At 60.9% G+C, this 21,773-nt stretch carries 19 protein-coding genes and 1 tRNA gene; 11 read left to right on the top strand and 9 right to left on the bottom strand.

Annotated features, from left to right (window positions below; translation table 11 throughout):
• The first annotated feature begins 17 nt into the window (after nucleotides 1-17).
• From BPSY_RS08770 to BPSY_RS08750, 5 genes are all read left to right on the top strand, one after another.
• The gene (locus tag BPSY_RS08770) at nucleotides 18-1,028 is read left to right on the top strand and encodes a Ppx/GppA phosphatase family protein (protein WP_033495362.1); all 1,011 of its coding nucleotides are present in this window, start codon (nucleotides 18-20) and stop codon (nucleotides 1,026-1,028) included.
• A gap of 31 nt (nucleotides 1,029-1,059) precedes the next feature.
• Nucleotides 1,060-1,143: transfer RNA gene (locus BPSY_RS08765), tRNA-Leu, on the top strand.
• 183 nt (nucleotides 1,144-1,326) lie between these two features.
• Nucleotides 1,327-1,809, top strand: coding sequence for a hypothetical protein (locus BPSY_RS08760; RefSeq protein WP_162178449.1), 483 nt, complete (start codon nucleotides 1,327-1,329; stop codon nucleotides 1,807-1,809).
• A 98-nt stretch (nucleotides 1,810-1,907) separates the two neighbouring features.
• Nucleotides 1,908-2,315: an FKBP-type peptidyl-prolyl cis-trans isomerase gene (locus BPSY_RS08755; RefSeq protein WP_033495366.1), complete on the top strand. Its 408-nt coding sequence runs from the start codon at nucleotides 1,908-1,910 to the stop codon at nucleotides 2,313-2,315.
• A 114-nt stretch (nucleotides 2,316-2,429) separates the two neighbouring features.
• A complete protein-coding gene (locus tag BPSY_RS08750) occupies nucleotides 2,430-2,909 on the top strand; it encodes a GreA/GreB family elongation factor (protein ID WP_033495368.1) in 480 nt (159 codons plus the stop codon).
• A 114-nt stretch (nucleotides 2,910-3,023) separates the two neighbouring features.
• Here the strand turns inward: BPSY_RS08750 and trhA are convergent, their stop codons facing one another.
• Nucleotides 3,024-3,857 (bottom strand): PAQR family membrane homeostasis protein TrhA, encoded by an 834-nt coding sequence (gene trhA, locus BPSY_RS08745; protein ID WP_051921870.1) that lies wholly within the window; start codon nucleotides 3,855-3,857, stop codon nucleotides 3,024-3,026.
• 130 nt (nucleotides 3,858-3,987) lie between these two features.
• On the opposite strand from trhA, the gene BPSY_RS08740 reads away from it, so the two are divergent.
• A complete protein-coding gene (locus tag BPSY_RS08740; protein WP_033495516.1) occupies nucleotides 3,988-5,481 on the top strand; it encodes a sensor histidine kinase in 1,494 nt (497 codons plus the stop codon).
• Nucleotides 5,482-5,753: 272 nt separating this feature from the next.
• Here the strand turns inward: BPSY_RS08740 and BPSY_RS08735 are convergent, their stop codons facing one another.
• The 4 genes from BPSY_RS08735 to BPSY_RS08720 form a co-directional block, all read right to left on the bottom strand.
• A complete protein-coding gene (locus tag BPSY_RS08735) occupies nucleotides 5,754-6,032 on the bottom strand; it encodes a WhiB family transcriptional regulator (protein WP_033495370.1) in 279 nt (92 codons plus the stop codon).
• Between the two features lie 136 nt (nucleotides 6,033-6,168).
• Entirely contained in the window at nucleotides 6,169-7,956 is a 1,788-nt protein-coding gene (locus BPSY_RS08730) for an FtsK/SpoIIIE domain-containing protein (protein WP_051921869.1), read from the bottom strand.
• 191 nt (nucleotides 7,957-8,147) lie between these two features.
• Nucleotides 8,148-9,425 (bottom strand): LCP family protein, encoded by a 1,278-nt coding sequence (locus tag BPSY_RS08725; RefSeq protein WP_033495372.1) that lies wholly within the window; start codon nucleotides 9,423-9,425, stop codon nucleotides 8,148-8,150.
• 68 nt (nucleotides 9,426-9,493) lie between these two features.
• Nucleotides 9,494-10,954, bottom strand: a complete 1,461-nt coding sequence (locus BPSY_RS08720; protein WP_238556837.1) for an LCP family protein — start codon at nucleotides 10,952-10,954, stop codon at nucleotides 9,494-9,496.
• A 281-nt stretch (nucleotides 10,955-11,235) separates the two neighbouring features.
• On the opposite strand from BPSY_RS08720, the gene BPSY_RS08715 reads away from it, so the two are divergent.
• The 3 genes from BPSY_RS08715 to BPSY_RS08705 are packed head-to-tail and all read left to right on the top strand — an operon-like array spanning nucleotide 11,236 to nucleotide 16,280.
• Complete coding sequence (locus BPSY_RS08715; protein ID WP_033495376.1) at nucleotides 11,236-11,550, top strand: WhiB family transcriptional regulator; 315 nt, start codon at nucleotides 11,236-11,238, stop codon at nucleotides 11,548-11,550.
• A 57-nt stretch (nucleotides 11,551-11,607) separates the two neighbouring features.
• On the top strand, nucleotides 11,608-14,745 hold the full coding sequence (locus tag BPSY_RS08710) for a glycosyltransferase family 2 protein (RefSeq protein WP_033495378.1): 3,138 nt from the start codon (nucleotides 11,608-11,610) through the stop codon (nucleotides 14,743-14,745).
• Nucleotides 14,742-16,280, top strand: a complete 1,539-nt coding sequence (locus BPSY_RS08705; protein WP_033495380.1) for a DUF5719 family protein — start codon at nucleotides 14,742-14,744, stop codon at nucleotides 16,278-16,280. The genes BPSY_RS08710 and BPSY_RS08705 overlap by 4 nt, the downstream gene beginning before the upstream one ends.
• A gap of 54 nt (nucleotides 16,281-16,334) precedes the next feature.
• Here BPSY_RS08705 and BPSY_RS08700 read toward each other — a convergent pair whose 3' ends face one another.
• Nucleotides 16,335-16,766 (bottom strand): metallopeptidase family protein, encoded by a 432-nt coding sequence (locus tag BPSY_RS08700; RefSeq protein ID WP_033495382.1) that lies wholly within the window; start codon nucleotides 16,764-16,766, stop codon nucleotides 16,335-16,337.
• A 105-nt stretch (nucleotides 16,767-16,871) separates the two neighbouring features.
• On the opposite strand from BPSY_RS08700, the gene BPSY_RS08695 reads away from it, so the two are divergent.
• Both BPSY_RS08695 and BPSY_RS08690 read left to right on the top strand, forming a co-directional pair.
• Nucleotides 16,872-17,708: an HAD-IIB family hydrolase gene (locus BPSY_RS08695; RefSeq protein ID WP_033495384.1), complete on the top strand. Its 837-nt coding sequence runs from the start codon at nucleotides 16,872-16,874 to the stop codon at nucleotides 17,706-17,708.
• Nucleotides 17,709-17,787: 79 nt separating this feature from the next.
• Nucleotides 17,788-18,534 (top strand): ComF family protein, encoded by a 747-nt coding sequence (locus BPSY_RS08690; RefSeq protein ID WP_157809793.1) that lies wholly within the window; start codon nucleotides 17,788-17,790, stop codon nucleotides 18,532-18,534.
• A gap of 7 nt (nucleotides 18,535-18,541) precedes the next feature.
• On the opposite strand, the gene BPSY_RS08685 is transcribed toward BPSY_RS08690, so the two are convergent.
• From BPSY_RS08685 to BPSY_RS08675, 3 genes are all read right to left on the bottom strand, one after another.
• Complete coding sequence (locus tag BPSY_RS08685) at nucleotides 18,542-19,981, bottom strand: Y-family DNA polymerase (protein WP_238556836.1); 1,440 nt, start codon at nucleotides 19,979-19,981, stop codon at nucleotides 18,542-18,544.
• Nucleotides 19,982-19,983: 2 nt separating this feature from the next.
• Nucleotides 19,984-20,631 (bottom strand): LexA family protein, encoded by a 648-nt coding sequence (locus BPSY_RS11475; RefSeq protein WP_081884360.1) that lies wholly within the window; start codon nucleotides 20,629-20,631, stop codon nucleotides 19,984-19,986.
• 111 nt (nucleotides 20,632-20,742) lie between these two features.
• Complete coding sequence (locus BPSY_RS08675) at nucleotides 20,743-21,744, bottom strand: sensor histidine kinase (protein ID WP_420796621.1); 1,002 nt, start codon at nucleotides 21,742-21,744, stop codon at nucleotides 20,743-20,745.
• Between the last annotated feature and the right edge of the window lie 29 nt (nucleotides 21,745-21,773).

Below are 21,773 nucleotides of genomic sequence, written 5' to 3'. Positions count from 1 at the left end.
CCAGAAGGAGATTTCAGATGGATTCAGTGACGGTTGCAGGTGTCGATTGCGGCACCAACTCCATCCGCCTGATGGTGGCACAGGTGGATGCCGAAGGATTGCACCCGGTCGTACCGCGTATGCTGCGTGTGATTCGGCTCGGACAGGATGTTGACAAGAATCACCGCTTTTCGGATGAGGCCTTGGAACGCGCATATGCCGCCTCACGGGAATTCGCGGAGGTCCTGAATGGGCATCAGATCGATGCCTTGCGTTTCGTCGCCACCTCGGCGACCCGTGACGCGACGAACCGCATGGAATTCGAGGATGGGATCGAATCGATACTGGGTGTACGGCCCGAAGTCATCCCGGGATCACAGGAGGCCGCCTTGAGCTTCCTGGGAGCGAGCAGTGTGCTGAACACCCCTCAGGCACCCAAGGCACCGTATCTGGTCGTCGATCTGGGCGGCGGGTCGACGGAAATGGTCCTCGGAGGCGACGGGGTGCGGACGCCGGCGAACAAGGTGAGCGCGGGATATTCGATGGATATCGGATCGGTGAGGATGACCGAACGCCATCTGATTGACGACCCGCCCACTGAGAGGCAGATCGATGAGGCGGTCGTCGACATCAACCAGCATATCGATGAGGCCTTCAACCATATCGATGCGGCAGCCACCGCCACGATAATCGGCGTCTCCGGTACCGTGACGACGATGAGTGCCCTCGCCATGGGTCTCGAACAATACGACCGGGCACAGGTCGATGGCACGCGGATCGCCTTCGATCGGGTGTTCCCGGTCAATGACCGTGTGCTGCGCATGAGCAGGAAACAGCGTGCCGGGCTTGGTGCCATCCATCCGGGCAGGATCGATGTTGTGGGTGCGGGTGCATTGGTGTGGAGCGAAGTGCTTCGGCGTGTCAGTGAGGCGGCGGCCACGCGTGGCGTCGTATTGGATTCGTATATCGCCAGCGAGCACGGCCTGCTCGATGGAATTGTGCTTGATTGTGGGCGCAGGCTGCTCGCAGGCAATGATGAAGTGGCATAATACACAAGTCGGCTGCTAAGAGCCGGACACCGCCCCCGTGGCGAAATGGTAGACGCTGCGGACTTAAAATCCGCCGCCGCAAGGCATGTGGGTTCGATTCCCACCGGGGGCACCAGGGTTGCCATACACGGATGCTTCATGCATCATCAGGGCTTTCGCGGTTGGCAGGTATGCCAACCGCCCTGGCCGATTGACGAAGAAAGAGGCGGAGACGATGGAATCACCTGCTGGACGGTTGCCTTCATCCGGGAGACAGTGGCCCGATATGCCCACTCAGGCGGTAATCGCCGCCGGTATCATGTGCGTGTTTGAGATCATCTGCGCCCCGTTGTATCTGGCGATGGCCCCACAGAAAAGCATCGCGCTGATTCCCTGGGCGGCGGTGGCGTGTCTGCTGGCCGTGGGATTCACGTATACGGTCGGGTTCGCCTTGCTGTGGATCGCCGATGTACTTGGTAACCGGGTCCGTGAACGACTGAGCCCATTGGTTTTCGGTGCCGTCGGCATGGTGGGCTTCCTCATCTGGGGATTCTCCGTCCTGCCTTCGATTTTCGATTCCTTGGTAAACCCATTGGGAGGTGCGAGCCTGGCCGGCTCACAGCTGTGGGCCGTGGCCTTCAACTGCGCCGTCATCGGCTTCGTGTCCTTTGCGCTTGCCCGCTTCCTCTCGCCACGCGCTGTCACACGGGTCAAGGCCATGACCACCATCGCCGTGATAACCGTGCTCTTGGCCGCACTGGGTATTTTTTACCTGTATGCGATGTATTCGCAGTTGTACTAGAGTTACCGCGTGCAGGCGTCACCCGGAGCATGATGAATTGTGCTGCGTCGGGAAAGACGATAAGGTAGACGACCAAAGCTGATGAATGAGGAGGGACAATGACGGATCAGGGCATGCCCAAAGTGAATGCCGAGTTCGGCGCACAGCCGACCATCGAGTTCGAGGGAGAGGCTCCCGCCGGGCTCAAGGTGGTCGAGCTGGTCGAAGGCGATGGGCCGTTGGTGCGCAAGGGGGATACGGTCACCGTGAATTATCACGGCGTGACATGGGGATCGCAAAGCGTATTCGACTCCAGCTTCCAGCGCCACCAGCCCGCCAGCTTCGGCATTGGTGTCGGACAGGTCATCAAGGGATGGGATCAGACGGTGCCGGGGCATAACGTCGGATCACGACTGGTGGTTTCGATACCGCCCGAGTATGGGTACGGATCCCAGGGGGTGCCTCAGGCGGGCATCGGTGGCGACGACACCTTGGTGTTCGTCATCGACATCGTCTCGACGAGATAGCCCATCATAACGACCGAACGCTGAGCGCCGGTACACCCGGCGCTTTTTCTATTGACAGCCCTTGTCAATAAAGGGTATAGACTATCACCTCAACGGACAGTCCAAGGAGGAATCATGGCTGAGGAAAAGACGATTCTGCTGACGCAGGATGCATATGACAAGCTCAAGGCCGAACTTGCACGCAGGGAGGGTGAGATTCGTGAGGAGATCACCGAACGCATCGCCGCTGCCCGGGCCGAGGGGGATCTCAGCGAGAACGGCGGCTATCAGGCCGCGCGTGAAGAGCAGAGCAAGAACGAAGGCCGCATCAACGAGCTCATCGTCAAATTGCGCAACACCAAGATCCTCAAGGCACCCGCGGCCGGTACCGTGGGCAACGGCTCGATAGTCACGCTTAACCTGGCTGGCAACGAGATGGTGTATGTTCTGGGTTCTCGTGACATAGCCGTCGCCACCGAATACGATGTGATCAGCCCGGAATCACCCATCGGGGCGGCCATCATCGGCGGTCATTCAGGGGATGAGGTCTCCTACAAGGCCCCGAACGGCAAGGATATCGCGGTCACGATCCTGGATGCCAAGCCCTTGCAGTAATGCCTGAAGCGTAGGTATGGATGCCGTTGGGCATGCATACCCCTCATACGCGTGGTGCCCGTCATCGTCTAACGATGACGGGCACCACGCGTATGAAGTCACGGAGCCTGCGGCTCAGCGTATTGCGCAGACGACGAGGAATATGGCGACCATGTGGCATGCATACCCTGCGACCGTGCCGCAATGGAAGATCTCATGGAAGCCGAACACCCTGGGCCAGGGATTCGGCCAACGCATGGCATATACGATGGCACCGGCGATGTAGCAGATGCCTCCGGCGACGATCAGCCATACGACCGCCGGGCCTGCGGCAGGGGACTGCCAGAAGAGTCCGAGAAAGCCCACACCGGATACGCCGAATACGATGTATACCAAGGTGTACAGCCACCGGGGCGCCGTAATCCAGATGACGTGCACCAGCATCGCCACAGCCGTGCATGACCAGAGCCCTATGATGATGACGCGCTGCCAGAACTGGTTCAGGGCGAAGGCCGCCGGGGTGTAGGTGCCGGCAATCAGCAGGAATATATTGACATGGTCGATGCGTCTGAGGATGACCGTCGTTTTCGGCGACCAGTTACCCAGATGATAGAGCGCCGAGTTGCCGAAGAGTATCAGCGAGCACGACATGAACACCGCGCACGCCCATTTGAGTGAGGTGGTGGGGCTCAGGCAGATGAGCACGATTCCTGCCGCCAGGGCCAGGGGAGTGGTCACCGCGTGTATCCATCCACGCAGCAAAGGTTTGGGTCGTCCGTGCACGTCCAGACGGAGCCCTGCCGTCTCAGGGTTGCCTTGCTCCTCAAGCCGTGCGGCCTTCGTGTCGGCTTTTTCGATGATGCGTCGTGCCCTGTCGCGTGCCCTCTTCCTGATGCTCTGCGCCGGTGTGAGATGCTCCTCATCCGGTTCCTGCCCATTCCCACCGGGTGCTGGCTGCCCTGTGCGCATGAATGCCGCCTTTCATTCCAAAGCTACGGTAACGTAACCTACGATACCGTAGCTTAGCTGATGCGCAAAGACGTCACCTGAGTGTGTCGCTGCTTTCCATACGGCAACGGCAGGTCATATGATGGAGCATATGGCCGATTTCACGCATATTCTTGCCACCCGTCCCGATTTCAACAACGAGGACCGCGAGTGGTTGCACCATTTGGTAGCCGATTGGCAGGTCATTGCGGACCTGAGCTTCGCGGATCTGTTATTGGTGCTGCAGACAGGCGATGGCCATTACGTCGTGGCTGAGCAGTGCAGGCCATCCACCGTGATGTCCCTGCGGTCGGAGGATGTGGTGGGTACCCGAATATCCGATTCCTTGAAGGCGGAATTCGATGCTGCCATGGAATCCGAATACATCTATCACTCGGATACGCTGAGAACCAGGGGGAGGGCGGTCGTCTGCGACGTCTACGCACCGGTCAGGCACCAGGGGAAGACCCTCGGACTCGTCGTGCGCGAAACCAATATGGCGACCCGTGAATCGAATGGTCGCTATGAATCCGAAAGCATCGACGCGGGCAAAGAGCTCTTCGAGATGATCCCCCGTGGGCAGTTCCCCTATGTGGACTCGGTGCTCAACCAACGGCACAACGCCCGTGTTTCGGACGGATTCATCATCCTCAGCGCCGACGGCATCGTCGGCTATGCCTCTCCCAATGCCATCAGCTGTTTCAGAAGGCTCGGTTCCATCGACACCATGCAGGGCCGCTATCTCAGTGAAATCGGCACCTCCCTGATTCGCGAGAACGATCCCGTCCCCGAGTCGCTGCCCCTGGTCCTCAGCGGCAAGGCGGCTGTGGACTCCGAACTCGATGCAAGCCGATCAGCCGTGTCGATACGATCCCTGCCCTTATCCGACGAGCACGGACGTACCGGGGCGGTCGTGCTGTGCAGGGACGTCACGGAGCTGCGTCGTCGCGAGCAGGAATTGCAGACGAAGGATGCCACCATCTCGGAGATCCATCACCGGGTGAAGAACAACCTGCAGGCCGTCTCCGCGTTGCTCAGGCTCCAAGCCAGGAGAACCAAGCTTCCCGAGGTGCGCAAGGAGTTGGAGGAGGCGCAGCGTCGCGTGCAGACCATAGCCGTGGTGCATGAGGGTCTGAGCCAGACGGCCGACGAGGTGGTCGACTTCGACAAGGTCATCTCCAGCCTGCTCAAGATGAGTGTCGATCTGGCCACCACCCAGGATCAGCACATCCATATCACTTTCATGGGCAAGTTCGGTATGATGCCGGCTCAGGATGCGACACCCTTGTCCCTCGTGCTCACGGAGCTGGTCAACAATGCCGTGGAACATGGATTCGAGGGACGCGAGGAAGGCAATATCACGATATCGGTGGGACGTGGCGGGAACAATCTCAGCGTGGTCGTCGAGGACGATGGCAATGGTTACAGCTCGGAATCCTCGGGCGGTTTCGCGCGCAGCAGCGGATCGGGTCTGGGGACCCAGATCATCAATACCTTCGTCACCAATGACTTCGGAGGTTCGGTGCGATGGGAGCCGCGTCGTGAAGGCGGAACCAGAGTGGTGCTGAACATGAAGCTTCGGGCCGCCCAGGAATCCGCAGCCTGATGCCGATACAGGGCGGTGTGGAGACAGTGATGGCTGTACGGTGACATCCGCACGGTGACAGCTATACGGTGGCATTCACACGGTCGCATCTGTACGGTGACATCCACACGGTGGCATAAACACAGTGGCATACGTATAAAAAAAGCGGTGTGGAACAGCCGGAAGCTGTTCCACACCGCTTATCGTTCACTACCTGTCATCTGCTGCAGTGGGGTGCCGTCGTGTTACGCACCACGATGCCGATCACTGCCGCATATAACAGAGGCGTCGTCTCAGGCTTGCATCTGCATGGCCTGTGAGCGGCGCGCACGCATTGCCCTGCGCTTGAGCGCCCTGCGCTCGTCCTCGCTCAGTCCACCCCAGACGCCGTAATCCTGGTTCGTATCGAGTGCGCACTTCAGGCATGCATCAATCACCTTGCACGTGCGGCACACGGCCTTGGCTTCTTCGATCTGCTGATAAGCAGCGCCGGTGTTTCCAACCGGGAAGAACAGCTCAGGGTCTTTGTCACGGCAAGCCGCTTTGGCGCGCCAATCAAAAGCACTACTCATTGTCGCCTTCTTTCGCTTCCAATACCCGGCAAATCCGAGTCCTTACATAGGAAAGCACGAAAATGCCGACTTTTCAAGACCTCGCTCCTGATGGAAAGAGGGCTGCGCGATGCCCTGCCCTGCCGAAGGGGATGCCTCATGGCGGCTTTGGATCCTCCGTCACACACTGAATCGGTATGGCGCGGGTGTGCCTGATCAGGAAGCCTCGACCCGGCAGGCCGACATCCTCCGGCGCCATCGCGTGTATGTACGACGCTGGGATGCCCGCAAGAAGATCGCTATTCGGATCGCCGGAGGGGAATACGATGCGCGAAGGGAAGTATTCCGGATGACGCAGCTGTCCGCTGGCATCGATGGTGCAGATGACCATCACATGCGTGGAACGCAAGGCCGAGATGAAGGGTTCCCTGAGCTTTCGTTCGCACAGCGGATCCATCAGTGCGCCGGCGTCGTCAACGATCAGAACGGATGCCATATGAGCGTTGCAGGCGCGGTGTAAGGGTTCCGGCCGTGCGTCCCTGCCGTGGAGGCGCAGGACCTCCCTTTTCGCCCCCGCACCCAGAAGCCTCTGCATATGCGCGACCAGCGCCTGCTTGCCGCAGCCGGGAGCTCCGATGACCAGAAGGTTGCCTTCCCCAGGCAGCACCGTGCAGGGGCGTGTGCGCACCCCATCATCTTCCAGGCCGATCACGATTCCATGAATCGGTGGAGTCTCCGACGGGCGGCATCCGATTGCGGCGGCATCAAGCAGACGGGGCAGTGGTGCCGTGAACAGCGCTGCGGGAGGTGGAAGCGAGAGGAAGGAGAAGGCCGTGCGGATGGCGCGGATCAGATGCCGAGGGTGACGGCATGTCGATGTCTGGAAGGCACGGACACCGTGCCCGTCCGCACAGTATGCATAGCCCGGTTCGGCAGGGTCGATGCAGGATGCGGCGGCGTTGCCCAGCATCTCGATCGATTGCAAAGGATCCTGGACCCGCATGCAGATGCGCAGGCTGATGTTCGCCTTGATCTGCGAACTGATCTGCCCCAGTGGATTCTGGGTGGATAGGATGAGGTTCATGTCCAATGAGCGTCCGAGTGCGGCGATCCGTTCCATCCGTTCCTCGGCATCAGGCAGCAAACGCCTCAGCGCATGGAATTCATCGACCACGATGACCATCCGAGGGGGAGCTTCGTCGAGCTCCTGGCATCGCGATACGCGGTGTTCCTGAAGCAGCAGCTCACGTCGTCTCAACTCGTGCTCAAGCCCGTCAAGCGCACGTTTCGCATGTTCCAGGCTGAGGTCGGAAACACAGCCGACCGTGTGGGGCAACTGTGCAAGCATGGTGAAGGAAGCCCCTCCTTTGAAATCAAGCAGCACGAAGTTCAGCTTGCTCGGCGGTAAGCGTGTCGCCATGCACAGACACCAGTTCTGTAGCAGGAATGATTTGCCCGATCCGGTTGTTCCGGCCACCACGGCATGCGGGCCGTTATTCGGCAGGTCCAGCTTCAGCACGCCATCCTTCGTCGAAGCGATGGGTGATTCGAAGCATGCGGCATCCTCTTTGGAGGCCGGTGCGCCATCATTGAGGAAGTTCACCCATAGGCTCACGATATGACGCCACATGTGGGATATACGGGGGGAGTGGAAGCCCAGGTCCTCGATGAGGTCGCCATTCGGCAGCCCGGGGTGGCCTGGCGTCCCATCGGCCCGACCCGCTGCTTCTGATCCGATGAGGGTATGCGATGGTATCGATCCGCTGACCTCGTTCCGTCGCGTGTCCGTTCCCGTGGCGTGGGACAGCATCAGCAGCGAGGAGATGGCCTGGGCCGCAAAGCCCGGTAGGGATGCCACGGCCATGAACCAATGCCCCAAGGAGGCCATGTAGACGGTGATGGCGAATTGGCCTGCGGCCGGGAGCAGCAGTGATACAACAGGCATGATGCGGCCGTATGCGCCCCGAGCCGGGCTTCTGGTGGGAGAGGCCTGTGATGGTGACGGGTGTCCGTCCGATCGTCTCAGTGGTGTGTGGACTCGCATGCCCTGCAGTATCGCTCAGCGTCTGCGGACCCGGCCGTTTCCGTGCCGTGTGTGCACGAATGTGGCGATGGTTTCCTGGAAGGACCCGTCGGTCAGTCCTGGCCGCCTACTGTTCCGGAGGCGTGCGAGCCATCGGCAAGCTGTGTGAAGAGGGTGAGGTTACGGTCGGCATCGAGTTTCACCGTGGAGCCGACGCCGCCGCCCGGGTAGTAATCAGGATCGGTCCAATACACGCTGCCCGTCACGCCATTGCTTCCTGATGCGGCTTTGAAGGCCAATGCCATCTGCAGCAGGGTCCAGGGGTTGCTCTTATTGTCCACCACGATTGCGGAGAGTGCGGAGCTGGCGAGTGTTTTCGTCTTCGAGAAGTTCGTCAGGGTCGAAGCCTTGCTGGCTTTGGAGACGATCGCGGCGATGACCTGGCGTTGCCGTTTGGCGCGGCCGAAATCACCCTGTGGGTCGGAGTAGCGCATTCTTGAGAAAGCCAGGGCCGTGGCGCCGTCGGCGGTATGGCATCCGGCGGTCCAGTTCAATCCTGAATATGCGTCGTTGACGGTGCTGTTATAGCAGAGTTCGACACCGCCGAGCGCGTTGACGACCTTCTCCAGACCGCCGAATTTAATCATGGCGACATGGTCGATCTTCTGCCCGGTTATGGTTTCCACCTGCTCGACAAGCGATGTGTACCCATAGGTTTCGGCGACGGCATTGATCTTCATATTGGTGTTCTTCACCGTCACCAGAGAATCCCGGGGAATCGACACCAACGAGCTCGGACCGCTCTTCGGCTTGGTCAGTACCAGAATCGTATCGGTCCTCGAACCGGGGGCGTCGGCTTCGGTTCCGGTGCCGGCGGTGCCGTCGCGCTCGTCGGAGCCGAGGATCAGCCATGTGGGCGCCGGGGTGTCGGCCGCGCTGCTGAGCATATCCTTCTTGTTGAGCTGACCATTGACCCAGCTCCACAGGCCGATGCCGACCAGGGCCAGCAATATCACCAGGACGATGAGGATTCTGGCGATGATTCTGCCGGCTCCGTGCTTCTTCCTGCCCGTGTTCTTATGCTTCGGCTGGGAGGATGCGGAAATGGGCTTTGCGCCATTGCGAGCGGGTTTCGCAGGGCTTTGGCGTTGCGGTCCTGCGGCACGTGAGCTGCCGCTTGCGCTCCGGGATGGGGCGGAGCTTCTGCCACCTCTGGGCGCTGCCTGGGACGGGGTCGGCGTCGAGGAACCGTTCCGGGGTGAAAAGCTTGGAGGCGCCGCGGAAGTGTCGTTCGCCTGTCCTCCGCGCGATGCAGAGTGCCCTGTGCTGCGTGAAGGCATGAAGCTCGGGGGGTTGTCCCAAGTCTCATGTTCACCAGATTCCTGCGCCATGTGTCCTCCGTCTCAAGACTCTGCAGTCACAATTAGCACGGGAGAATGTGTGCGTGGTGTTGCGGCTGCTATTCCTGTGCAGGAACGCCACATACGGTGTACTGCAGATAGCGGTCCGCGATGCCGATGTACTGACCTGTGTTCGCGTCGCGAATCGTTCCGGTCTCGGGATCGACGATGCCGCCTGTGGCGGGGTCTATCAGTTGGCCGGAAGAGTTCGTGATCAATCCCGTTGTCGCATTGACGCTCGATGACGCACTTGCCGATGAGGATGTTGATGTGGATGCGGATGCGGATGCAGCGGAACTGGACGAGGACTGCGTCGAAGCGCTGGAGCTGGACGTGGTCGAGGATGCTGCATTCGACGAGGAGGATGATGCACTTGCCGAGGAGGTGCTCTGCGTGGATTGCGTCAGTGGCTGTGCCTTCTGGAACTTGGCCCAGACCTCGCTGGCCGAACTGGACCACACCACGCGGTTCTTGTCCGAGGGGGCGGCTTCCACGGGAATGGTCTGCGCGTAGATGTGGGATGAATCGATATTCGCAAGGCTCATGGCGAGCCCGGCCAATCCGGTCGTGCTCGCCAGGCCTTCGCTCAGCTGCAGGGATGAGATGGCCGCCTTGGCCAACTGGTAGAGCTCCGAGGAGCTGGTCAGCAGATTCTTCGATACGGCTTTGTTGAGCAGCGCTTTGATCAGATACTGCTGTCTGGTGGTCCTCATGATGTCGGATCCATCGGTGCCGGTGCCGTGCCGCATCCTCGCGTACTGCGTGGCCTGTGTGCCGGTGAGATGCTGATACCCCTTGCTCAGTTTGAGGTTCGTGTATGAATCCTCGGTGTCCTGGGGGATGCACACATCGACGCCGCCGATCGCATCGATCATGCTTTTGAGTCCGCTGAAATCAACGACGATGAAGTTGGAGATATCCAGTCCGGTCAGGGCGTTGACTGCCGTCATCGTGCAGCTGGCGGCTGAGGCTATATCCCCGCCTGTTGCGTATCCCGTGGCGAATATCGAGTTGAACATCACGTTGTACCGTGCGGCGACGGTGCCTTTTGTGGTCTGGCAACTGGGGGCGTCGACCAGGGAATCACGGGGGATGGATACGAGGTTGATGTAGGAACGGTCGGCTGAGATCTGCATCACCATGGCGGTATCGGACTGATGGTTGCTGGCATCGGATGTGTCGCCCCCGCCGATGGCGGCGTTTTCGGATCCCGAGCGGGTATCCTGTCCCAGAATCAGTATGTTGAGTGTTTTCCCGGCATACTGGTCGATTGTCGTCGGGGATGTCGAGCTGCCGTCGCTGCTGATGACCTTCACAGCTTTGTTACGAATCGTAGTGTCGATATCGAGATAGGTGGCGGCGGCGAAGGTGCCGGAGAACGCCACCACGGCCACCAGCGCCGCGACGAAAACGCTAAGCACGCGGTGCCTGGATATATAGCCGATGCTGTGTTTCGGTTTGGCTGCATTACCTCCCCGGACATTGGGAAGTTTGCCGTTGCGGGTGCTCCGTGACGTCACTCTCGCGCCTCCTGACAGAACACGGACGTGGCATTCATCCATGCACATGATGTGATTTCAGACTCTGTAAACCCTTAGATTGTATGTTATGGAGCAATCGGGAGTCTGTATAGATGCTGATAGTCCGGAAAGTTGCTCAGAATGAGCACACTTGCCATATACCACGAATTGCCGTAAATGTGAGCATTGACACAGCTGAGAATTTGACATTAGCAAGTCACACATGTGTAATTTACCTGTAGAGATGGCATTTTGCCCTCTGCGATCAAGGGAGGTTCGACATGTGGAGAGTCGTTGATGATTCCGCTGACGAATCCGATGACAGAGTTGCTAACCCACTGTGGGGGTTGTTCAAACCCGACGCCGATCTGTCATGGCAGCATGAGGCCCTGTGTGCGCAGACGGATCCCGAGGCATTCTTCCCCGATAAGGGAGGTTCCACGCGCGAAGCGAAGAAGGTTTGCGCGCGGTGCGAGGTGCGGGAGCAGTGCCTCCAATGGGCGGTCGATCATGACGAGCGTTTCGGCATATGGGGTGGTATGAGCGAACGCGAGCGTCGACGCTATAAGAAGGAACGGTCGCGAGGGCAGGTCTGACGCGCCCCGCCCCGGTCGTAAATCCAAGGTGGTGAAGCTCATGCGTACACTGGAACCATGAGTTTCGTAGCTTCCAATCAGTCGGACGTCCAGAGGGAACTTGCCTCGATCCTGGCTGAAGAACCCAGTATGCACCGTCAGGGAGTCGAAGGCAGCGTCGCTGCCGTCATAACCGTCGGGGAGGATCTACGGTACTTCGGGCAGACGGTGCGGGCCGTACTCGGTCAGCGTGTGCTCCCTGCCGTTATCGTCGTCGCGGATTGTTCGGGACAGACCACCGAACCGATGTATTCGGCCGTGGAGGTGATGACGCCCGCGGCATCACAGCATGGTGGTTTCCCCCATGTCAAGACCATGCAGGTGCAGGTGGTGCGCGCCAAAGGGGCCGTTTCCTTCAGCAACGCCGTTGAGAAGGCCCTTGACTATGCGAAGCTTCCCAGCCAGGTCAGGGCGTTGTGGCTGCTGCATGACGATTCCCGCCCTCGTGACCAGGAATGCCTCGATACCTTGGTCGAGGCCTGGCGCAATGCTCCCGGCGCCTCGCTGCTCGGTGCCAAACAGGTCGGGTGGAGCGGCGAGGGTCTGCATGATGTGGGCAGATATGCGGGCAGACACCAGACGGTCAGCCTGGTGGTGGACGGCGAACCGGATCAGGAGCAGTACGACGCACGGCAGGATGTATTCGCCGTTTCCCTTGCCGGCGCATTGCTGCCCTTATCCACATTGAAGAAGCTTTCGGGGGTGAACTCCTGGTTCGGGACATTCGGGGAGTCTGCCGATTTCTGCAGACGGGTCTGCCTGAGTTCAGGCCGTGTCCTGGTCGTCCCATCGGCGGTGATCGCGCACAGACGCGCACGATTCGAAGGTGTGCGCGACAGGGCCGGTGAAGCCGTGTCCGATGAGTATCCGGTCAGCAGCGCGATGGCCGTTATCGATGCGAGGAGCAAATACCGCTATACGGACAGCGGGATGCTGCTGTGGCCACTGATGTGGTTGTGGAGCCTGGTGACGTCCTTGGCCATGTTCTTCGTGCTGATGTTCCGCAAGCAGCCCTATGAGGCATGGTGTGAGTTCTGGCAGCCGTGGCGGATGCTCGTCCGTTTCCCGCAGGCCGTGCAGGCCAGGCGCCTGGTGACCAGGACCGCAAGCGTGTCGCTGGGCAAACTGCATATGCTGCAGGCCAGCCGACAGCAGATCTCGCGATGGCGCGAACGCAACAGTGCTTTCGTGCAGCAGGGGAACGTACCGCTGCTCAGCCCCTTGGCGAAGGCACATCTGAAGGTTCAGCTCAGGCGTCGCGCCCTCTGGGCCTTCGCCATGACGGTGATAGCGGCAGGCGTCGAGATCGCCGTGCTCTGGGGGCCTTTCAGAGGCGTGTTCCTGGGTGGGGCGATCAATGCCGAGGCACTGTTGCCGACGGCCGCCTCATGGGCGCAGGCCGCCCGCGCGGCGACGACGTCCTGGTCATATGCGGTGGGCATCGGGGTGCCCGCCCCGGCGGCTCCCTACGCCTTGCTGCTGCTGGTGGGGGGTGTGTTCACGGCAGGCAATATGGCGGCTGTTATCGCCGTGCTGCTGTTCATATCCGCGCCGCTGATGGCATTGTCCTTCTGGGCGCTCGCGGGAACGGTGACCAGGTCGAACCCTGTACGTGCCGCGGCCGGACTGCTGTGGTGCGCGGCTGCATGGGCGATGGGACTCTACACGCAAGGCAATGTGAGCATGCTGGTGGTCATGATGTTCCTGCCGGTCAGCATCGCGTTCACACTGCGCGCCGTGGGTATGTACCGGACGGAGGATCCGAACACGCCCCACTCCTCGATCCAATGCGCCGCTTTGGCGGCGTTGTGCTTCATCCCGGTGGTGACGGCCGAGCCGCAACTGGTGCTTGCCCTTGTGGTGATATTCATGGCTTTCCTGGTCACGGTGCGTCAGCACAGAACGATGCTGCTGCTCATCCCTCTGCCCTCCGCATTCGCGATCGCACCTACTTTGGTCAACGTCGTGCATCATTTCGGTTCAGGTGCCTGGCGCCAGCTCTTCGGCGACATGATGCTGCCAAGCCATGCCCTGAACGGATCGCCGAAGGCGATGAGCGTCGGGGAGATGCTCCGACGCATCGTTCTTGACGGCACCAGCGATGCAATGTTCGGCATGAGCGCGGCTTTCGTGGAAGCGATGCTGTTGATCTCCCTGCTGCTGGTCACCGTGATGGCGGTGTGCACCTTGGTGCTGCCCTTCGCGTTGCGCATCACCAGGATGCTGTGGGCGATGGTGCTGTGCGGGGTGGTGCTGAGCCTGGTCTCCACCCGCGTGATGATCGGACTGGATGCGGAAGGCGCCGTGGCGGGATCGGCCCTGCCGGGCTTATGTCTGGCCCTGCTCGGTCTGCTCGCCTGCGTATGCGTGATCTCGGGAAGTGCGGTGCGTCCATTCGTGCTGGTTCACGAGCGGGCGGATCCGGCACGCATGCAACTCGCTTCCGCCTCACGGATGCCCCAGGTGGCGGTGCGTGTCGGACGGTCGCTGCTCGCCGCGTTCATGGTCGCATGCGTGCTGCTGTGGGGGGCCTACGGCGTGATGCAGACCCGCGACGAAGGCAGCGTGAGCGCCCAGAGTTCAGGACTGCCGATGGTGAGCGTCGACTATCTCGATCAGAAACCGGGGCACCGCATACTCGTCCTGGAGGCCGAATCCGATAATCGTGTGAGCTTCTCCGTGATGCGCACCGCCAGAGGCGATCTCATCGATAACAACCCGGCGGCATGGGCCATGATGGCCTCGGGATACACGGATGGGCCAAGCCAGACCCTGGCAACGGCCTCCTCGCATCTGCTGTCGAATGCCGATGCCGATGCGATCTCCGCGTTGGAGAAGCTGGGGCTGGGGGGAATATTCGTCGTCGCCAGCGATGATGACGCCGATGGGCTGTCGGATAGGACCGCGAGCGAAACCCTGGTCTCGAACATCACGGCAAGCGATGGCACCCAGTCGGTGGTGAGCAACGAAAACGGCACCTACTTCAGATTGACTTCCGATGACACCGCGGATCAGGGCATTGACCGCAGCGGCGAGCTGCAGGCCGTGTCCAATCCCTGGCGATACGCATGGCTCTGGTGCTTCGGCGTTCTTGCGGTCACCTATTGCCTTGTGGCCGTGCCACGGGCCGAACGAACGAGGCGGGAGCGATCATGAGCGATTCGGCACAGAAGGGAATGCGCAATATGGGACGTATACGCAGGCTGCTGCTTGGCGCGTTCACGATGATCGTCATTGTCGCCCTGGCGGCGGTTCTGGTTCTGGTGCATCCTCCGGAGACACTGGTTGACGGAACCGGGCGGAATGGATCGACCGTACGGCAGAAGGTCAGCCAGAATATCGTGCAGTCCTACTGTCCCGCACAGATGAGTCTGGCCGATTCGGGCAAATATGGCGACTCGGAATACCAGGCATCCGAAGGGGACATCACCTCTTCGGCGCGACAGGCGGCTTTCGGATCCGTCTTCGAGTCCGTTGTGACGCCGATATCCGCGAATGCCGAGTCCACGAATCTCCAGGACTCGGATCCCCTGGATGCGGCAAGCGTCTTGATGTCCGCCGTCTCCGTGAAGAAAAGCCCTCTGATACAGACAACCCAGCTGCTCAAGGCATCTTCCGGTGAAGGCGCTTCATCCTCAGTGGCATCATGGGCGAGCAAGGGGGATCTGCGCGGGATATCGGCATCGAATTGCGTGAGCCCGAGCCTGGATGAATCCTTCCTGCTGCCAGGCACGCAGACCGGCAGCTCCCAGCAGCTGGTCGTGGCCAACCCATCCTCAAAGTCAACCGCCGTCAGCATCCGCGTCTGGGGGAGCAAGAGCAGCGGCAGTCTGGCCCTGTCCACGGGAAGCACCATCACCGTGGGCGCCGGTGAAGAGAGCGTATTCGATGTATCGGCGGCCGCGCCTGGCCAGGATGCCCTCTACGTTACGGTCAGCAGTCGTGAGACACCTGTCGCCGCAGTGGTGCGGAGTACCGTCATGGACGGTCTCACACCGCATGGCTCCGATTACGCCACGCCCCTCGCGGACGCCTCGCAAAGCATTGCGCTTCCCGGAGTCACGAAGGGGGATGATGTGTCATTGAGCCTGTTCTCCAAGACGGATGCCTCCGTGAACGTCGCCTGGATGACCGAGAAAGGCCTGAGTGACACACATCAATACTCATTGAAGGCGGAGCAGGTCAAGGTCCAGGATCTGGGTCAGGCCCCGGATGATGCGCTGGGTATATCCGTGACCTCAGACGAAGCGGTGCAGGTCAGCGCCACCAGCAGCATCTCAGGTGATGGCGGTCAGCGTGACTTCGGTCTGGTCGCATCCACGCAGGCCGTTGATTCAAGCGCGATCGTGCTGCCCGGGCAACTCGACGCGACCCTTGTGCTGGCCAACACGGCGAATGCCGAAACAACGCTCACCCTCTCGGGTTACGACTCCAAGGGCAAGGCCTTGGAGGTCAGGAAGGTGACCCTGGGCGCCAACGCATCCACCAGTGTGGACGCCGATGCCTTCGGCGATGATGTGGCTGCGATAACGCTCGATGACAGCGACCATGCCGTGGTGTGGAATGCACGTCTGAACAGTGCGGATCTGAGCAAGGCCAAGGTCGCGGGACTGGGATTCATATCGGAGACCGCCTTGATGCCACGCAGCTCATACATCAACGCCAACCAACGCCCGGGTGCCGTAAGATAGCGCATCCGGTGGGTCGGGGCGTGCCTTGGGATCAGGCGCGCCACATGTGGCGGATCACACGCCCCACATGGGATCTATCTCTTCAGGGCTCCTGCCATAGAGCTCGGCGAGCCGCATCACCACCTCATCCCGGATCAGGAACTGCAATTCGATGCGGTCACGGCTTTGCATCTGTATCGGCATACGGTAGAGGACAACACGCGCAGGGATGCCATGATTGGCCGCGAAACCCTGGGACAGTGTGCGGTCACCCTCATCCCAGGGCGTCGGTGTTGAGGGTGGCACATCCTCGACCGCGAATTCCACGGGCTTCATCAACTCGGGCCACGCCTCATTGAGCCGCTTGAGCTGTCCGGCCACCATATCGTCGAACATGCCCGATCTGGTCCGGTAATGAGGAAGCCGGGTGCCGAACATCGGACGGCGCATGCCACGCCCGTGCCTGTTGCGGTTGGTGCTTGAAAGCCAGGGTGCCTGATACGTCATATGCCAACCATATGTCTTCCTCGGGGCTCCCGGCAACGCCCCGTGTCACACGGTGATGTACTACGATGACTGATGTCCGTTGTTAGGTCAGTGAGGAGCGCACAGATGACAGTCCCAGCAGCCGTTACGATTCCCCGATCATGGGAGCAGGCGGATATCGATGCCATGTGCACGACGGTGCGCGTCGTCGCCTTCGACCTCGACAGCACCCTGGCCCGCTCGAAGATGCGCATGACCGAAGGCATGGGCAGGCGTCTGGCCGCTCTGACCCACCTGACCACCGTGGCCATCGTTTCGGGAGGCCGCTTCGCGCAGTTCAAGGAGCAGGTGCTGGACGTGTTGGATGGTCTCGACATCGCAACGGACAGAAGCAGACTTCATCTGATGCCGACCAGCGGAACCCGTTATTTCCGTTGGGGCGGTGATAACTGGGAATGTGTGTATGCCCATGATCTCAGTGCGCGGGATCGTGCCGCGGCCGTCGCCTCATTGGAGAGGCATGCCAAGGAACTGGGCATCTGGGAGGAGCACCCCTGGGGGCACCGTGTCGAGGATCGTGGCAGCCAGATCACCTTTTCGGCCTTGGGGCAGCAGGCCCCGGTCGAGCAGAAAGAGGCCTGGGATCCGAGCAACCGCAAAAAGAACGCCCTGGCCGCGGCAGTCGCCGCTGATCTGCCTCATCTGCAGGTGAGGTCGGGCGGGTCGACAAGCGTGGATATTTCCGAACGTGGCATCGATAAGGCCTATGCCGTTCGTGAGTTGGCTTCGATACTCCAGGTCGAGGTCAATGAGATCATCTTCATCGGCGACCGCATGGATCCCGATGGCAATGATTATCCGGCCGCGCTTGCGGGCACGATGCCTATCCGGGTGGCGAATCCCGACGATACGATCGCCGTCGCCGACCGCATCATCGCCCAATTGTCGCCGACTGTCCACTGAGGGCCGGTGGTGGCCGTAATCCGACCACCATGGACGTCCGGGGACGCCGGATGGCAGGCGTCATGTTGTGATGCTGCACATGCATATACGATTCGATGGGCTGCGCGGTGACGGCGGCTTCAGGACGGTGGCATCCCGCTGTCTGCGTGCCTTCGGATTCCTGCTGTTCCCACGCGGCTGCGCAGGATGCGACATGCCTGACCAGCTATTGTGCCCGTCATGTCTCAGTGGACTGTCCGATGTTGTGGCGAGGCCCATGCCCCGCACGGCGATGGCCTTCTGCTTTGCCTCAGCCCTGTACCGCGGTTCGACCAGGGCCGCCATCCTGGCGTGGAAGGATCACGGCGATCTTGAACTCGGCAGGGTGTTCGGGGCGAGCATGGCCCTACTGGCCAGACGCGTCGTAATCCCGGCGCTTCGCCGGCGGACCGATGTGAAGACCATGCGGATCGCCGTCGTTCCGGTGCCTTCCTCCCGCCATTCCCTGCGTCACCGTGGGCGTCTGCACACCTTGGATTTGGCGGGTGCCGTCGTGAGGCAATTACGCTCATCGGGTCTTGACGCCAGTCTGGTGAATGGGCTGGATATCCGTGGCAATGCCGGGAAATCCGTCCAGGTCGCGGGATCACGCGGCAGGGCGAACAGAATCAACGGGCTGGTCCATGTACGTTCCCGCCTGAGGCTTCAGGCATATTCCAGCGTGATTCTGGTCGATGACATCATCACCACCGCCTCCACGCTGCGCGAATGCATGCGGGCCTTGAGTGATGAAGGCCTATGCACCCTGACCGCATTGCTGATCGCCAGCACGGCGGGGCATGAGTGACGACGACCTATCTGGCATGGACCACAGCCAGCTCATCCCAGCGCGTTGTGCAGCGCCCGGAGAGCATGTCGCGACGCATGGTCCACTGCGCCCCGGTATCCGCATCCTGGTGGCCGCCGCCTCTCATGCCGCCATATCCAATGCCGACGTGGCGTGGCCCGAAGCGCCGGGAGATGTCTTCGATGGTCGAACCGAGTTCATGTTCGTCCCGGGACGCTTCGAAACCTTCCAGCGTGTGGTAGCTATCGGCTTGGGAAAGGCCGAGCAGCAGCACGCCCGCCCTGATGTACTGGGCATGCGGATCGACGTAGGGGCGCAAGGCGTCACAGGCCGCCTTGGCGATGATGATGGGGCTGTCGCTCGGATCGTCGAGCACCACCGATCCGGAGATTCTCGTGTAGTTCTGACGGTATGGGCTGGTGGAGCTGAATGCGGCGACGCGTGCGCATAGACCGTGCTGGCGGCGGAGCCTGTGGCAGGCCTGCTGGGCGTAGACGCTGAGAGCCTGCGCCAGTGTTTCGAATCCTGTGACGGGCGAGGAGAACATGCGTGAACAGAGGATCTGGGATTTGCGTACACCGCCGTTCGCATCCGAGTCGGCCTCGATGCATGGAACACCCCTCAGCTCGAGTACGGTGCGCTCCAACATAACCGAGAATCTGTGGCGTATCATCACCGGATCCGCATCTCTGAGCTGAAGGGCGTTGGTGATCCCCATCCCCATGAGTTTGCGGGTCAGTCGACGTCCGACCCCCCAGATGTCGTCGATGGGAACACTGGCCAGGGCCTCATCGCCATGCTTCCGGTCAATGTGGTTCCACAGCGTGATGCCGCCATTCCCGCTGTGCTGCTTGGCCCAGTGATTTGAGATCTTCGCGAGGGTCTTGCTTGGCGCCACCCCCACGCTCACGGGGATGCCGACGCCCTTGAGCACTGCGGCACGCATGTCGGAGCATGTGTTTCTCAAGGCCTCATCCTCGCCCGTAGCCCTGAGGAAGCATTCGTCGATGGAATAGACCTCCTGATCGGGCAGGAAATTCCTCATGACGCTCATCATGCGATGCGACAGGCTGGCATACAGCTCATAGTTCGAACTGCGCGCCACCACGTGATCGTGCATTGCCTGCTCCCTGATCTTGAACCAGGGTGTGCCATTGATGATGCCGAGCCGTTTGGCTTCGGCGCTGCGCGCCACCACGCATCCGTCATTATTCGAGAGCACGACCACGGGGCGCCCGGCGAGGGAGGGGTCGAATACCGTTTCACATGAGGCGAAAAAGCTGTTGGCATCCGCCAGGACGAAGCGCGGGGGAGTCCGGGCGTCCTGTCCGTCATCGGACCCGGAGCTCAGCGCCGCATCCTCGTCAACCATCGCATAGGCCTCATCGTCGTTCTCGATGCCCTCGATGGCTGCGCCGGGGTCTGCGGAGATCGTGCCGTCAGCCATGCTCATCGCCACCCTGATGAGGCGTAGGCGCTGTTGACCCGTGCCTTGGCGTCTCTGGATGCCCCGGTCTGTGGCGCCGCTTCGGTCCGTGCCGCCGCCGACGATGAGGAGACCCCCGGGAGGGGTGTGTGCCCGGATGGGGTATTGCCGTGGTGGATCATGGTCGTGTTCCGTTGGCTGTGGTAGTTACCGGTCACCACTCCCCAGATGGAGAGGCTCTGATCGTCCTGGGGTATGAAATCGGGATACCGGGCATTCTCCGCATGGAGGATCGGTACGTGCCCGTGCATAAGCAGCCGTTTCACCGTCAGTTCGTCATCCAGGATGGCTACGACGACGTCACCCTCCTGCGGTTCCAGGGAGCGGTCCACCACCAGCAGATCCTCATCGAAGATGCCGGCACCCTCCATCGAGTCACCGGCGACTTTAAGGATGAAGGTGGTATCCGGGTGGATGATGACGTTCTCATCGAAGCTGAAGTCCCCGGCGAAATAATCCTGGGCGACCGATGGGAACCCGGCCCTGACGGATTCCAACGCGAGCGGCACCGGCGTCGGCTGGATCAGGGCGTGGAAGATCGAGCCATGGGGGATCGAGCCACGGGGGATCGAGCCACGGGGGATCGGACGGCTTTCGGAAGTTTCGAACATATGTTCGAATATAGCATGTCCGGATGTCGATTCGTCATCGTTCGGAGTATTCCGCCTCCAGCGCTTCCCGGAGCTCTTGAGGCGGGAAGCACCGGAGGGAAGGGCATGCTCCTAAGGGCGCTGAACCGTGGTGCCCTGATATTGGGCCATATGGTATTTGGGCAGCGTGATCTCAAAGTCGGCGCCGCGCGGATCGTCCACCACGACGATGCTGCCGCCATGCAGTTGGGCGGCCCAGCGCGCGATGGACAGTCCCAGACCGGTACCGCCTGATTCCGTTCCGGGGCCGGCTTTGCCCTTGACGAAGCGTCGGAAGATGTCGGAGCGGGCCTCCTGCGGAATCTGCGAACCATAGTTGACCACATTGGTCACGATGGTTCCCTCGTCCTCTCCCTCGTGGGCCTCGATGAGCACGGTGGTGCCATCTGCGGAGTGTTTCAGAGCGTTGGCGATGATATTGGTAAAGAGCTGACGCAAACGATCCTGATCACCCTCCATCGTGATGCCTTCCGGCACATCCATGCGGATGTCGTGGGCGTGTCCGGCATCGGCTATCTCCAAGGGTTCCACGGTTTCGTCGATGAAGTCCGCAAAGTCGAAGGCATCGATTTCCAGGCTGGCCGCACCGGCTTCCATGCGGGAGAGGTCGAGGAGGAAGGCGATCAGATCCGAGAGCCGATGCGTCTGATCAAGAATGCTGTCGAGATTGGCTTCGGTGGGCTCGGTCACGCCATCGGCCATGTTCTCGACCATCGCCTGCAGTGCGGAGACCGGGGTGCGCAGTTCGTGGCTGACGTTGGCCACCATGTCCAGACGCATCTGATCGGCATGCTGCAGCTCTTCGGCCATCTCGTTGAAGGATCTGGCCAGTTGCCCCACCTCATCGTGGCTGAGCGTCGCCGCCTGCACCCTGACGGTGTAGTCGCCGCCGGACATCGCCGTGGCCGCGTCGCGCATCTGCCGCAGGGGAGAGGTGAGCCCCCTGGAGAAGACGTAGGTGATGCCAAGGGCCACAATCAGGGTCAGTGGCATCGAGATCCATCCGCTCCATCCGACCTTGAGCAGAAACCAGGCCATCACGAAGGCGATGGCCGTGGAAATCGTAATCAGCATGCTCAGCTCGCCCTTCAGCGAGGAAAGAA

The sequence above is a fragment of the Bifidobacterium psychraerophilum genome (assembly GCF_000741705.1).
GTDB classification, from domain to species: domain Bacteria; phylum Actinomycetota; class Actinomycetes; order Actinomycetales; family Bifidobacteriaceae; genus Bombiscardovia; species Bombiscardovia psychraerophila.
Note: the sequence above shows the minus strand (reverse complement) of the source record. Positions and strands in the feature narration are given on the sequence as shown.